This window comes from Sphingobium sp. SA2 (genome assembly GCF_032227065.1).
Classification (GTDB): Bacteria; Pseudomonadota; Alphaproteobacteria; order Sphingomonadales; family Sphingomonadaceae; genus Sphingobium.
On record NZ_JAPMXX010000006.1, the window covers coordinates 611,968 to 624,659 of the forward strand.

Annotated in this window: 12 protein-coding genes; 5 read left to right on the forward strand and 7 right to left on the reverse strand. The window is 60.4% G+C overall.

Annotated elements, in window-relative coordinates:
• Positions 1-25: 25 nt before the first annotated feature.
• Positions 26-1,585 (forward strand): glutamine-hydrolyzing GMP synthase, encoded by a 1,560-nt coding sequence (gene guaA / locus OVY48_RS10535; RefSeq protein ID WP_313922825.1) that lies wholly within the window; start codon positions 26-28, stop codon positions 1,583-1,585.
• Positions 1,586-1,903: 318 nt separating this feature from the next.
• Positions 1,904-3,160 carry a tyrosine-type recombinase/integrase gene (locus tag OVY48_RS10540; RefSeq protein WP_126847141.1) on the forward strand — a complete coding sequence of 419 codons (1,257 nt, stop codon included), beginning with the start codon at positions 1,904-1,906 and terminating at the stop codon, positions 3,158-3,160.
• On the opposite strand, the gene OVY48_RS10545 is transcribed toward OVY48_RS10540, so the two are convergent.
• Complete coding sequence (locus tag OVY48_RS10545) at positions 3,150-3,419, reverse strand: helix-turn-helix transcriptional regulator (RefSeq protein WP_126847143.1); 270 nt, start codon at positions 3,417-3,419, stop codon at positions 3,150-3,152. The genes OVY48_RS10540 and OVY48_RS10545 overlap by 11 nt on opposite strands.
• 772 nt (positions 3,420-4,191) lie before the next feature.
• Here OVY48_RS10545 and OVY48_RS10550 point away from each other — a divergent pair.
• On the forward strand, positions 4,192-4,332 hold the full coding sequence (locus OVY48_RS10550) for a hypothetical protein (RefSeq protein ID WP_167713014.1): 141 nt from the start codon (positions 4,192-4,194) through the stop codon (positions 4,330-4,332).
• A gap of 85 nt (positions 4,333-4,417) precedes the next feature.
• Positions 4,418-4,708, forward strand: coding sequence for a transposase (locus OVY48_RS10555; protein ID WP_260591532.1), 291 nt, complete (start codon positions 4,418-4,420; stop codon positions 4,706-4,708).
• A gap of 193 nt (positions 4,709-4,901) precedes the next feature.
• On the opposite strand, the gene hisI is transcribed toward OVY48_RS10555, so the two are convergent.
• The 6 genes from hisI to OVY48_RS10585 all read right to left on the reverse strand — a co-directional run bounded on the left by hisI (position 4,902) and on the right by OVY48_RS10585 (position 12,257).
• Positions 4,902-5,294: a phosphoribosyl-AMP cyclohydrolase gene (gene hisI, locus OVY48_RS10560; protein WP_167713036.1), complete on the reverse strand. Its 393-nt coding sequence runs from the start codon at positions 5,292-5,294 to the stop codon at positions 4,902-4,904.
• Positions 5,295-6,057: 763 nt separating this feature from the next.
• Positions 6,058-7,404 carry a dihydrolipoyl dehydrogenase family protein gene (locus OVY48_RS10565; protein WP_151606919.1) on the reverse strand — a complete coding sequence of 449 codons (1,347 nt, stop codon included), beginning with the start codon at positions 7,402-7,404 and terminating at the stop codon, positions 6,058-6,060.
• Between the two features lie 124 nt (positions 7,405-7,528).
• A complete protein-coding gene (locus OVY48_RS10570; protein ID WP_151606917.1) occupies positions 7,529-9,622 on the reverse strand; it encodes a glycoside hydrolase family 15 protein in 2,094 nt (697 codons plus the stop codon).
• A 2-nt stretch (positions 9,623-9,624) separates the two neighbouring features.
• On the reverse strand, positions 9,625-10,431 hold the full coding sequence (locus tag OVY48_RS10575; RefSeq protein WP_151606915.1) for an SDR family oxidoreductase: 807 nt from the start codon (positions 10,429-10,431) through the stop codon (positions 9,625-9,627).
• A gap of 170 nt (positions 10,432-10,601) precedes the next feature.
• Positions 10,602-11,195, reverse strand: coding sequence for a DUF3231 family protein (locus OVY48_RS10580; RefSeq protein WP_151606913.1), 594 nt, complete (start codon positions 11,193-11,195; stop codon positions 10,602-10,604).
• 585 nt (positions 11,196-11,780) lie between these two features.
• Positions 11,781-12,257 (reverse strand): MerR family transcriptional regulator, encoded by a 477-nt coding sequence (locus OVY48_RS10585; protein ID WP_151606912.1) that lies wholly within the window; start codon positions 12,255-12,257, stop codon positions 11,781-11,783.
• 91 nt (positions 12,258-12,348) lie between these two features.
• Here OVY48_RS10585 and OVY48_RS10590 point away from each other — a divergent pair, with 91 nt between their 5' ends.
• A complete protein-coding gene (locus OVY48_RS10590) occupies positions 12,349-12,645 on the forward strand; it encodes a hypothetical protein (protein WP_151606910.1) in 297 nt (98 codons plus the stop codon).
• Positions 12,646-12,692 lie beyond the last annotated feature (47 nt).

Consider the following 12,692-nt stretch of genomic DNA (forward strand, 5'->3'; position numbering starts at 1 on the left):
CCCTCGGACTGACAAAGGCGATTCTATGACGCTGCCCCTTCAGGATTCCATCCTTATCGTGGACTTCGGCAGCCAGGTGACCCAGCTCATCGCCCGGCGCGTGCGCGAAGCCGGCGTCTATTCCGAAATCGCCCCGTTCAACAGCGCGGCGGAAGCCTTTACCCGGATGCAGCCCAAGGGCGTGATCCTGTCGGGCGGGCCATCGTCGGTCATGTGGGAGGATAGCCCCCGCGCACCCCAGGCGATCTTCGATGCGGGCGTCCCGGTATTGGGCATCTGCTATGGCCAGCAAACGATGATGCAGCAATTGGGCGGCAATGTCGAAGGCGGCGAGAGCGGTGAATTTGGCCGCGCCTTCATCGAGGTCAAGAAGAGCTGCGCGCTGTTCGACGGCCTGTGGAACGAGGGCGAGCGCCATCAGGTGTGGATGAGCCATGGCGACAAGGTGACGCAGCTCGCCCCCGGTTTCGAGGTCGTCGCGACCAGCGAAGGCGCGCCCTTCGCCGTGACCGCGAACGAGGCCAAGCGCTTCTACGCCACCCAATTCCATCCCGAAGTCGTCCACACCCCCGATGGCGGCAAGCTGCTCGCCAATTTCGTGCGCCATGTCTGCGGCCTGGCGGGCGACTGGACGATGGCGGAATTTCGCGCGACCAAGATCGCCGATATCCGCGCACAGGTGGGCGAAGGCCGGGTCATCTGCGGCCTGTCTGGCGGCGTCGACAGCGCGGTGGCTGCGGTGCTGATCCACGAAGCGATCGGCGACCAACTGACCTGCGTCTTTGTCGACCACGGCCTGATGCGCTTGGGCGAGGCCGAGCAGGTGGTAAGCCTGTTCCGCGAACATTATGGCATCAAATTGGTCCATGTGGAGGCCGAAGCCCGCTTCCTCGGCGGCCTGGCGGGCCTGACCGACCCCGAAAAGAAGCGCAAATTCATCGGCGGCGAATTTATCGCCGTGTTCGAGGAGGAAGCGGCAAAGATCGGCGGCGCGGATTTCCTGGCGCAAGGGACGCTCTATCCCGACGTCATCGAAAGCGTCAGCTTCACCGGCGGGCCGTCGGTCACGATCAAGTCGCATCATAATGTCGGCGGCCTGCCCGACCGCATGAACATGAAGCTGGTCGAACCGCTGCGTGAACTCTTCAAGGACGAAGTGCGCGTGCTGGGCAAGGAACTGGGCCTGCCCGACATTTTCGTCGGCCGCCACCCCTTCCCCGGCCCTGGCCTTGCCATCCGCATCCCCGGCGAAGTGACCAAGGAACGCTGCGACATATTGCGCAAGGCCGACGCGGTCTATCTGGAGGAAATCCGCAATGCGGGCCTCTATGATGCAATCTGGCAGGCGTTCGCCGTGCTGCTTCCGGTCCGCACCGTGGGCGTGATGGGCGACCTGCGCACCTATGACAGCGTCTGCGCGCTGCGCGCCGTCACCTCGACCGACGGCATGACCGCCGACATCTACCCCTTCGACGCCGCCTTCCTGAGCCGCGTCGCGACCCGCATCATCAACGAGGTCAAGGGCATCAACCGCGTCGTCTACGACTATACCAGCAAGCCGCCCGGCACGATCGAGTGGGAATGATTTTTACCCCTCCGGTAGTATCCTTTTGTACGCTCTGGCACGCCATAATACATTGAAACATAAAGATAATTGTGCCAGTGGCTATCGCCGTCTATCGAGGGGCAGTGCTCCGATTTGACGGTATAGCAGACGGTATGGGGGAACTTGTTTGATCGGGAATTTCGCTATACCGTCACAGCTAAGAGAGCTGCTGACGGTATTTTTTTTGGTATTAATAGGCTGATTTAAAACGGGAATCATGCCTTCAGCATCGCCTGTTTTGGCCTGACGGTATAATCGGCGCCTCTCTCCGGTTTTTAGACGGTTTTGGAGGCCCCCATGCTTACTGACACTGCGATTAAGGCGCTGAGATCACAGAATAAATTGTACAAGGTGAGCGATCGTGACGGTATGTACGTCGTAGTGCAGCCGTCTGGGGCGATCGTGTTCCGGTACGACTACCGCCTCAACGGACGTCGCGAGACGCTCACGCTCGGCCGATATGGCCCAGATGGCCTCTCGCTTGCCAGGGCTCGCGAGAAGCTGATCGATGCGAAGCGGGCCATTTCAGAGGGACGGTCTCCTGCTCAAGAGAAGCAGCACGACAAGCGACGATTGAAGGAGGCGAAGAGGTTCGGCGAGTTCGGCGAGAAGTGGTTCCAGGAGTCGCGCATGGCCGACAGCACGAGCGCCATGCGGCGCTCGATCTACGAACGCGACATCTTGCCAACATTTCGAAACAGGCTTCTGACGGAGATCGCGCCTGACGATCTCCGCATGATGTGCGGGAAAGTGAAGGATCGCGGCGCTCCAGCCACGGCCGTCCATGTGCGGGATATCGTGAAGCTGATCTTTGCGTTCGCGATTTTGCATGGCGAGAAGGTCGCCAACCCGGCGGATGAAGTTGGGCCCGCGTCTATCGCGACCTTCGTACCGAAGGATCGTTCGCTATCACCTGCGGAGATCCGCGTCATGCTCGGTCAGCTCGATCATGTACCGACCCTGCCGACTATACGGCTGGGAATGAAGCTCTTCCTTCTTACGATGGTCAGGAAAAGCGAGCTGCAGGACGCGACGTGGGATGAAGTCGATTTCGAGAACGCCGTCTGGTCGATACCCAAGCAGCGAATGAAGCGGTCGAAGGCACACAACGTCTATCTGTCACAGCAGGCCGTCGACATCTTCATCGCGCTGAAAACCTGCGCAGGCAATTCGCGCTATGTCCTTCCGTCGCGATATGACGCTGACGCGCCGATGTCGCGGGCGACGTTCAACCGGATCACGACCGCAGTCGTTGTCAGAGCGAAAAAGGAGGGGCTGCCACTCGAACCCTTCACTGTTCACGATCTTCGACGCACAGGCTCGACCCTGTTGAATGAGCTCGGCTTCAACAGCGACTGGATCGAGAAGTGCCTGGCGCACGAGGACGGAAGGTCCTCGCGTGGTGTCTACAACAAGGCGGAGTACGAGCATCAACGCCGGCATATGATGCAGGAGTGGTCTAATCTGGTGGACGCATGGGTCTTGGGGCGGAAGTATGTCCCGACTCTGCTCCCGGCCACGATGGAGCTGCTTGAGCTCGAGCCTAGTGTTTGACGGGCCGCGAACGGCGCAATCTCACGTCAGGACTGGGAGCGCGTTTAACAGTATTTGCCCGAGAGGCACGGCGTCGAGCGTCGAGCCAGGCTTCGACCTCTGCCAAGTCCCAGACGACGCAGCGTGAGGTGAGATAAAAGCGCCGCGGGAATTCTCCTCGCTGCTCCATGTCGTAGATCGTGCTGTCGGCAAGTGGCACGATCTCTCGTAGCTGCTGCCGGCGAATTGTTCTGCGGGCGACATGCGGGGCAGCGCTCATACTGTATCTCCACTTCTTTGCTCTTGTGGAGATAGAAGGCGATAGATCTTCCGCTTTGAAGCCCGCGCGTGAACGTGTGCGGTAATATCGGGCTATAGCGTGCAAATCGGACGGGTGGCCTCAAAGGGCAAGTGTCTTCTAGGAGCGTCGGCCGACCCTTCGGCTCTTGTTTGAAGCGCCGCCGCCCGTGGAATTTCACCCCGGTGGTACGCGAGATTCACTTCAAAATCCAGTTCCGAGTGGAGGAGTGCCGGTTCGACCCCGGCCGCCCGCACCACCTTCTCATTCGGCAAAATCTAGGTCCCTGAGTTCGGCTTTGGTTATGGCCGCCTAGATTCTCATGCGCATCCGTGAAAGAGATCGGTGGTGCGCGATGTCGACGCCTCTCGGCCCAGGTCGACGCGCTCGTCGGTCAGGCTGAGGTCGACTCCGATGTCGGGGGTAGCGGTCCTGAAAGGCGAAGATCAGCCGGCTGATGTGCAAGGCCCCCAAGGCCGCCGTGCAGGAGATCCGGATCGTGCCGGCCGGCACGCCGCGCGCCTCATCCCCGGCCTGTTCGACCAGCCGCAGGATCTGGACCTGTCTTAGCGAATGCACGCCCTCGACCATCAAATCTCGTGCAGGAGCGCAGGTTTGGAGCGCTGAGGAGAGTGGTTGCGGGAGCTCGCAGATCGGATAATCGGCAAGCGAGCGATCTAGCCAGCGTGGGAGCTGTACAATTGCCCCTCGATGGAAGCTGATGGGCGGCTTCCAGACCTGAGGAGGAACGATCATGAAGCATCATGCCGGGCTGGACGTGTCCTTGGACGAGACGAGCGTGTGCATCGTAGACGAGGCTGGAGCCTACGTCGCAGAAGCCAAGGTGGCGAGCGATTCTGCGGCGCTTACCGACTTCTTCATGCGACCGGGCTGAGCTTCGGACGGTGGGTCTGGAAGCCTGTCCCCTCTCGCAATAGCTCTATAGCGGGCTTGCCGGCGCGGGCCTTCCCGTCGTCTGTATCGAGGTCAGGCGGGCGAAGGCTGACCTCTCGGCGATGATCAACAAAACGGATCGGAACGATGCTCGCGGCATCGCACAGATGATGCGGACGGGCTGGTTCCAGCCTGTGCATGTGAAGACCACCGAGAGTCACGAGCTTCGTTTCCTGCTCGTCGCCCGCAAGCTGCTTCTCAAACAACAATACGAGATCGAGGGCTGCATTCGCGGATCGCTGAAGGTGTTCGGATTGAAGATCGGCGTCGTCACCAAAAGGATGTTCGAAGAGCGGGTGTGCGAGTTGATCGATTAACGGTCGCTACTTGTCACCATCGTTCGAGCCGCTGCTGCGCGCCCGCACTTCGAACATCATAATCTCTGTGACGAGGTACTAGGTGCCGCACAGGTGCGCGGATCACAGGAAGCAGGATTTGCTGAAGCCCCTGTGCACAAACATGTTCTCAACGGGCATGTACAGCTTATTGCCTCATTTTTGAGGCGGCCTTTCAGCGCGACAATGGCCGAGCGTGGGATAGCCGTTGGAGCGTCGGACCCTCCGACCCGGTCAGGATTCGGCGATAGAAACAGCTGGGTCGGCCGGTGTGACAACAGCCGCCGTCGCCTGCGACGCTCACCTTGAGCCAGACCGTGTCCTGATCACAGTCGATGCGCAGTTCTTCGACCTGTTGGATCTGCCCGCTTGTCGCGCCCTTATGCCAGAGACGCTGGCGGGACCGGCTCCAGTACCAGGCCTGGCCGGTCTCGATCGTCTTGTTCAACGCCTCCGCATTCATCCACGCTAGCATCAGCACCACTCCACTCGCGACGTCTGTCGCGACAGCGGGAATGAGCCCGACCTCATTGAACCCTGGCAACAGGGCCGAGCATTCTTCGATCATCTCCGCAGGGTCCGCTCTTAATGGGTCAGGTCGCTGATCTTCCAGTGGCATTGGCATTCCTTGATTGGCGCGTACCAGTTCTATGGATGATCGTCCGGCCTGAGCGATCGCCACTGTGCGCTGCGGATCGCTCGAATCGTTGCGATTAACGGGTCCGCCGTTCGTTCGCAGGCTTGACGATATCAAGCTCGACGTCTTGCCGCGCTTCAGATACATCGCATGCGCAAGTCGGGCCGGCATCCACTCGATTGGATGAAGCCCTGCGCCAACGCATCACGGCGTAGCCGATGGCTGCGGCCAAGAATGCCAGCACGGCGGTCAATGCAAGACCCTGTCCGCTAAGCCAGCCCACGACACCACCTACTGCCGAGCCGATAAAAAGCGGCCCAAGTCAGCAAAGCGCGACCAGTGGCGCGACGACAATCGCCGTCATAAGCCCCGCTGCTGGCTTTTCGTTCATCAAACCTCACTTTCCGCGCTAGTGGCGCTGCCAAGCCATCTGTGCTGCGCTGCTCGTTAGTTCACATTGACGGTCGTCACATTAGAACTGCTACACCCTGTACTAAGTACAGGGTCAATACCGAATTTTCATCCGATTGGCTGGTCGACTAGCTTCACCATGTCTGCGCCCGCGCTCCTGGGTTGGCGCATCGCCGACGAAGCGATTAGCTGCGTCGAAGCTCCGCGCGTGCCAGTTCGGCGTCCTTCAACGAAATAGAGCCAGATGCGTCCGTCCTCGATGATTACAGAGACGCAAAGGCATTCAGAGCATGTAGCCGATATCCGAGGCGCCGGTGGGATACGCGAACATCGTCGTCTTCAAATTGTCGGCCGTTAGGTCGTGGCGGATCGCCAGGGCAAACAGATTAATCACTTCATCAGCGTGCGGTCCGACAAGATGTGCGCCTAGGATACGCCCGGTGTCGTCCTCCACCATCACCTTGAAGCCATAGGTCTTCTCCGCGGCCTGGCGGGCAGTAAACCAGTTGGACGCCATCTGGGACTTGGTCTGGAATTTTAGGCCCTGCTGACGTGCTTCCTCCTCGCTCAGTCCGACAGCAGCGATCGGCGGAATCGTGAAGGCCACGCTCGGCACACCGCGATAGTCCGGTGTATGCCGATTGCCCTCCAAAAGGTTAGCGGCGACCACCTTGCCGTCGTGGCTTGAGACCGGAGTGAGCGGGGGGCCCTGCTGTGCCGCATCGCCGGCGGCGTACACGGCCGGGTTCGAGACGCTCTGGAGGTGCTCATTCAGTTTGAGCCGGCCGTTCTCCGTCGCGATGCCGCCGGTCTCAAGATCAAGCGCGTCGAGCGCGGGCGCCCGACCGGCCGCATGAACAACAAGATCGGCTTCAAACGTCGTGTCGCCGCTTTCTGACGAGGCGCGAACGACAAAGCCCGCACCCTTCTTCTCGATTGCCTGCACTGTGGTCCGCAGGCGCACATCGACCCCGATCTCGCCGAATTTGTCCATGAGCCAGCCGACAAGTTCAGGCTCAAAGTGCGTAAGCATCCGCTCGCCACGTTGAAGGATGGTCACTTGCGCGCCCGCGCGGGCGGCGATGTGGGAAAATTCCGACGCTACATAGCCACCACCGACCAGCACGATCCGTTCTGGCAGTCGCTCCATGGCCAGGAAGTCCTCATTGGTAGCGAAATACTCTTCACCAGGAATGTGCAGCTTTATCGGCTCGGCGCCCGCAGCGATCAAAACGTGACGGGCTTCAAGATTTTCGCTGTCCACCGTCAGACTGTTCCGACCCGCGAAGCGTGCATGGCCGTGATAAGTATGAATGCCCTTTTCTTCGTAACGGTGTTCGTGCTTTTCCGGGACCGGATCAGTGAAAGTGCGCTTGAAGGCAATTAATTCGGGCCAGTCGATATGGACGTCACCGGCAACACCATTGCCACTCATGCGCCGGACATGGTCGAGAGCCGAGGCGCCGCCGACAAGCATCTTTTTCGGGTCGCAGCCGCGCAGGGCGCAGGTGCCGCCGAAAGGCCGGTGGTCGATGACCGCCACGCTCCAACCGGCGGCGCGCACGCGCATCGCAGCGACCATAGCCGCCGTGCCGGTTCCTATGATTATAAGGTCGTATTGGTTGGCCATTGGTCTCTCCTACTTGTTCGTCGTTCACCATTTTGTATGCGTGTTGCCACCATCCGAACGCGGCGGTGACTTCCGGGAGAACACCCGCATGGACCGCAGCGTCATCGTGCCTGCGCTGGCCGCACTAGTCGCAACAGTACGTTTTCGCTCCGCGCGGGCTGGGAAAGTTCACCACAGCGCGCAGATCTGCATCGCCTCGATTTCGAGGTTCGCCAACCGGCCCGGCATCCTCATATGCAGCCACGCTGCGTTCTGGTCGCCCGGGCGAGATGGTGGATTTCAAGTCGAGGACAGAAGCACGCGAATTGGTGTGCGAGCCGTCGCCGTTGATGTCCTGCCAGATGGCCTCACGGGCCGCGGCCGTTCGCTTCGCGCGATCGGCATGCGTTCCAGCGAGGGCTTCCACCCCTTTGTTCTCGTAGAGCTGCAAGTGAATGGCGCTGTTGATCAGAGCGAGATGCGTGAACGCTTGGGGGAAATTACCGAGGAACGCACCGTCGTGTGGACAGACCTCTTCCGCATACAGGCCGAGATCATTGCCCTTAGTTAGGAGGCTCTCGAACAACGAGCGCGCTTCCACCGCTCTATTCAGCGCAAGGAGTGCATCAACTAGCCAAAAGCTGCAGATGAGAAAAGCGCCTTCGCCGCCAGGAACCCCATCAGGGGTCCGGTAGCGCCGGACGTAGTCGCCCTCGCGTAGCCGCCTCTCCACGGCATCCACCGTGCGGGCTAAAAGGTCGGGCGGAACCGGGAGATCGAGCAGCGGGGCCAGCAAGAGTGCGGCGTCTGGCTCCCGGAACCCAAAAGCCTGCGTAAAGTAGCCGCCCTCAGGGTCGATGCCGGGGCCCAGGACCGCCTGAAGCACGGCCTCCCGCTCGGTTTCCCAGACCGGATTTGGCCCCAGGAGACGGATCGCTCGGTCGAGGGCAACCCATGCCATGAGCTTACCGTGAACATGATGCCGCGGTTCGCCGCGCATCTCCCAAATACCCTGATCGGGCTCCCGCCAGTGGACTGCTATATAGTCGGCGGCGCCGCGCAGAATTTGCGTCAGCGTCGTGTCGAGAGGCTCACCAAGCGCATGATACAGAAGTGCCCAGTCGGCAAGTTCGCCGTAGATATCGGCTTGCTTTTGGCGGTAGGCGGCATTGCCGATGCGGACCGGCCGGCTGCCGTCATACCCATCGAGATGGTCCAGCCTTTGTTCGCGGAGCTCCGTCTCACCGCGAATACCATAGAGGATTTGCAGTTCAGGTAATGTCTGCACGCAGCAAAGGCGTAGGAATTGGCAATAGCGGCGGGCTTCACCGCTGTAACCAAGCGCCGCGAATGCTTGGAGCACGAAGGCCGAGTCTCGAAGCCAGCTAAAACGGTAATCCCAATTCCGTTGGCCGCCCGGCTCCTCGGGCAGGGACGTGGTAGGCGCGGCGACTATGGCCCCCGTCGGGGCAAAGGTGAGCAGCTTCAGGGTTAGCGCGCTGCGCCGCACCGCCCCGCCATACGGGCCTTTATATTGGCAGCGGCCGCACCACTCTTGCCAGAAAGCGCTCGTGATCTGCAGTAGTCGAGCGGCCTGACCGGCCGGGGCTGCGGTCGCGGCCGATACGGGCGCAAGCACGAAGGCAAGCCGTTCCCCAGCGGCGACTTCGATCGCTTCGTTGGCGGCCGTGACGCCCTCGGGCGCACCTCCGCACATGTAAAGGGCGACGGCACCGAATGCGCAATCACTCTGAGGCAGCTCGTCCAAGGCGGCGCCGTCGAAGGAGGCTTTTGCCGGACGATACTGGACCCGTATCGTCATGCGGCCCGCCACACCTTCCACAATGCGCACCAGCCAGCCCGGAGCGGACAGGGTGACATAGTCGTCGCTCGTCGCAGCAGGCGCGCGGCCAACCGGCACAAAGTCAGTCACCGCAACTCGGCCGCCGCGCGCCGTCCAAACTGAGCGCAAAATGTTTGTATCGGGAAGGTAGGCCCGCTCCACCTCGGCATCATCTTCGGGACAGATTTCAAAGACCGGGGCCTTTTCAGCGTCCAGAAGGCGCCAAAGGACTGGCTCGGCGTCGAAGCGCTCTGGGCACCACCAGTCGATCCCGCCGTCCCGGGCGACTAATGCTGCGCCATGACAGTCGCCGATGAGTGCGTAATCTCGGATAGGAACGTAGGAACGCCGGCTCGACGCGGCCAAGGGTTCGGCGAATATGTGTGGTGTCAACACGGTTAGCCGCCCTCCCGAAAGGCGGGATACAGCACCATCCCGCCATCCACGAAAAGGGTTGTGCCCACGACATAATCGGAGTCATCGGAAGCCAGCCACACCGCGGCCTTGGCCACATCTTCTGGCTCGCCAATCCGGCCGTAAGGAATGAGTTTGAGCAGTTTCTCCCTCGCTGCCTCGGTTTCCCATGCCTTCTTGTTGATGGCCGTCTTGATCGCACCTGGCGCGATCGCATTCACCCGGATCTTTTCCGCCGCTAGTTCCTGCGCCATTGTCTCCATGAGCAGTTTCAGTCCGCCTTTCGCAGCGGCGTAGCTGGCATGTCCACTCCAAGGTATTGTTTGGTGGACGGAATTAGTGAAAATGATCTTGCCAAGCGCGGGTGAGCGGTCGGGACGAAGCCCCTGTTTACGAAACCGCCTGACGGCCTCCTGCGCGCAAAGGAATTGGCCCGTCAGGTTGACGTCGATAACCATGCGCCAGTCATCCAAGGTCAGCTCTGTAAACGGGGCGTCCCGCTGAATACCAGCATTGGCGACAACGACATCAAGGCCGCCGAACTGGTTCGCCGCCGCATCGAATAACCGGCTGCAATCCTCAGAAATCGACATGTCTCCCTGAATCGCTATCGCGCTGCCTCCGCATGTATTTATCTCTTCAACTACTCGCTCGGCGCCTTCGCGGTCCGATCTATAGTTGACGAGAACCAACGCGCCCGCCTGGGCGAAGGCCCGGGCGATCGCTTCGCCGATGCCCGAACTAGCGCCCGTTACGAATGCCCGGCAGTCCTGAAGTGCTCGGTCTCTCATACATGTTCCTCACTGAGGATGACGCGGCTCGCCGGCGCGGTCAGCCAACGCGTAGAAACTCTTCGGCTGCGGCAGCCAATGCGGCGCTGTAGGCCAGATGGCCAAGCAAACTTCGCATGTGCGTTGCGGCCGGGTACTCTCGGTTCGGTGCCCTAAGCCGAGCTCCGGCGTCACGGGCTCGTTCCGGGATGACCGACATGGTGGTTGCCGACGATAGGAAGGGGTTTCAGGTGGCCGCTTTCTAGAGCCATCTCATATATCGCCACGTGCCAGCGATTGGCTCTATGATAGTTGCGAATGAAGGCGTCGCGCACATCGGTGCGCTGGCTCATGATCGCGAAGTTGTCCCACAGCGTCATGAATCCACGGATGGCGAACCATTGCGCGATCACGATGGCGCGGTCGTTGATGGCGTTCATGTCGACTTCGCGAATATCATCCGGACCCTTCGTTTCCTCCATGGGAGCGGGCAGCGCGTAGCCGCCATCGTCAAGAATCTTCTTCATCTCCTGGATGTTCGGATTGCAGACGTCCTCAAGATAAATCTTGATAGACTCTTTGATCTTCGCATCCTTGGCCGACCCGAGGTAAAGATTGCATTGGCCCATGCACACGAACTCGCGAAGGTATCCCTCGGTCACCGCCACATATTCGCTGGCCGAGAGCGTCTGGCGCTGGCTCCGGGCCTGCTCGTAGTAGCGTTCGGCGTATCCGCTATAGGACGTCTTCCCTTCGGGGCGACCAATCTCGACCTGCTGAGCCATGACAGCTTCCTTTCATCCAGTTAAATTTTCGGGTTAATGACGCGGCGGCCCTCATTGCGGGGACAGGAGGCACAGCCGCGTTTGAAGTACCAGACGAAGCCGACTATTCCGAGTAGGGCTAGAACTCCAGCGGCTACCGGCCAGTAAGGTGTTATAAACGCGAGTGATACGCCGGAGAGCAGCAACAAAGGCAGCCCACAGCAGATGAAATGCAAGACCGCGAAAACCATTATCTTCCCGCCTGAATTGCTTTGTGTGCTCATGGGCATGATTTCGACCAGTCCGCTTGAGGATATGCTATGCTTGCCCGGCTCAAGGAGATGGCCGTAGCTACCATAAAATTGGAAACACACCTGTAGCGGGTACAGGTTCCACGCGCCTGAGACTTTTTTGATGCCGAAAGACTGAACTGGCGAGCTCAGCGTTCCCGCGGAGAAATTTAACCCGCAGCCACGCTCAGCAGGCCAGATGGAATGGCGGCTCATACGTCACAGGGGACCAGGCACGAGCTGCTCCCGTTTGGGCCGCACGCACGGTCACTAAGCTGTCCCATCGGGTGAAGACTGTACAGCGAGGTATGGCGCCTTAGCTATGGCCACGGGGACTTCTCGCCGCTTTTGTCCGTGGCTTTGCCGATCTGGCCGTAGGTTCGCGGAACAAGGTCTCGATGAGCGGGCATTCCGGCTGCGTGCCGTCTCCGCATTGAACGACGACGTTTTTGAGCACGCCCTCCATGCGCTTCAAATCGGCGATCTTCGTCCGCACGTCCTGAAGGTGGGTGGCTGCTACGTTGCTAGCTTCGGCGCATGGTCGGTCGCGCTCTTCGGCCAACCGCAGAAGCTCACGGATCTCTTCCAGGGAAAAGCCAAGTTCGCGAGCTCGCATAACGAAGCGAAGGCGCCGTTCGTGCGTCGAGCTGTAGGCACGATGGCCACCCGAGGTGCGCGGCGGCTCTGGCAAGAGGCCAATCTTTTCGTAGTAGCGCACGGTCTCAATATTGCAGCCCGTCCGTTCGGCAAGCTCTCCCCTCTGGAGGCTTTTTACTGCTGCGTGACCGCTCATCGAATTTCCTTCTTGCACCTGTAGTGACTACAGCCCGTATCATACGATTCGAATCGAATTTCGGCAACGGGAGTAAGGTCTGACTTGATGAATGCATCGCACCCCGCACCGGCGGCGACAACGGCTGCCACCGCGGATTTGCACGCGTCGCAACACGTCGCTGTGGAGCGGCGGCGCTTGGTTGCCGTCGGCGGTATTCCTCGGTGCGGTGGCCACCTCGTCCTGCGGCATCGGATTGCAGATCACCTTCAGCCACGGCATCGGAGCGATGCCGTGGATCGCGAACCTGACGGCGCTCGCGCCCTACAAGCCGCTGTTAGTGGCAGGAACGGCGGCTTTCCTCGAATACCACTTCTACCTTGGTCTGCTGGAAGCTCAGCGGGCTTGAGTCGAAGAAGAAGCTTGCGCGCGGCCTCTCCCCGACGGCGTCGTGAA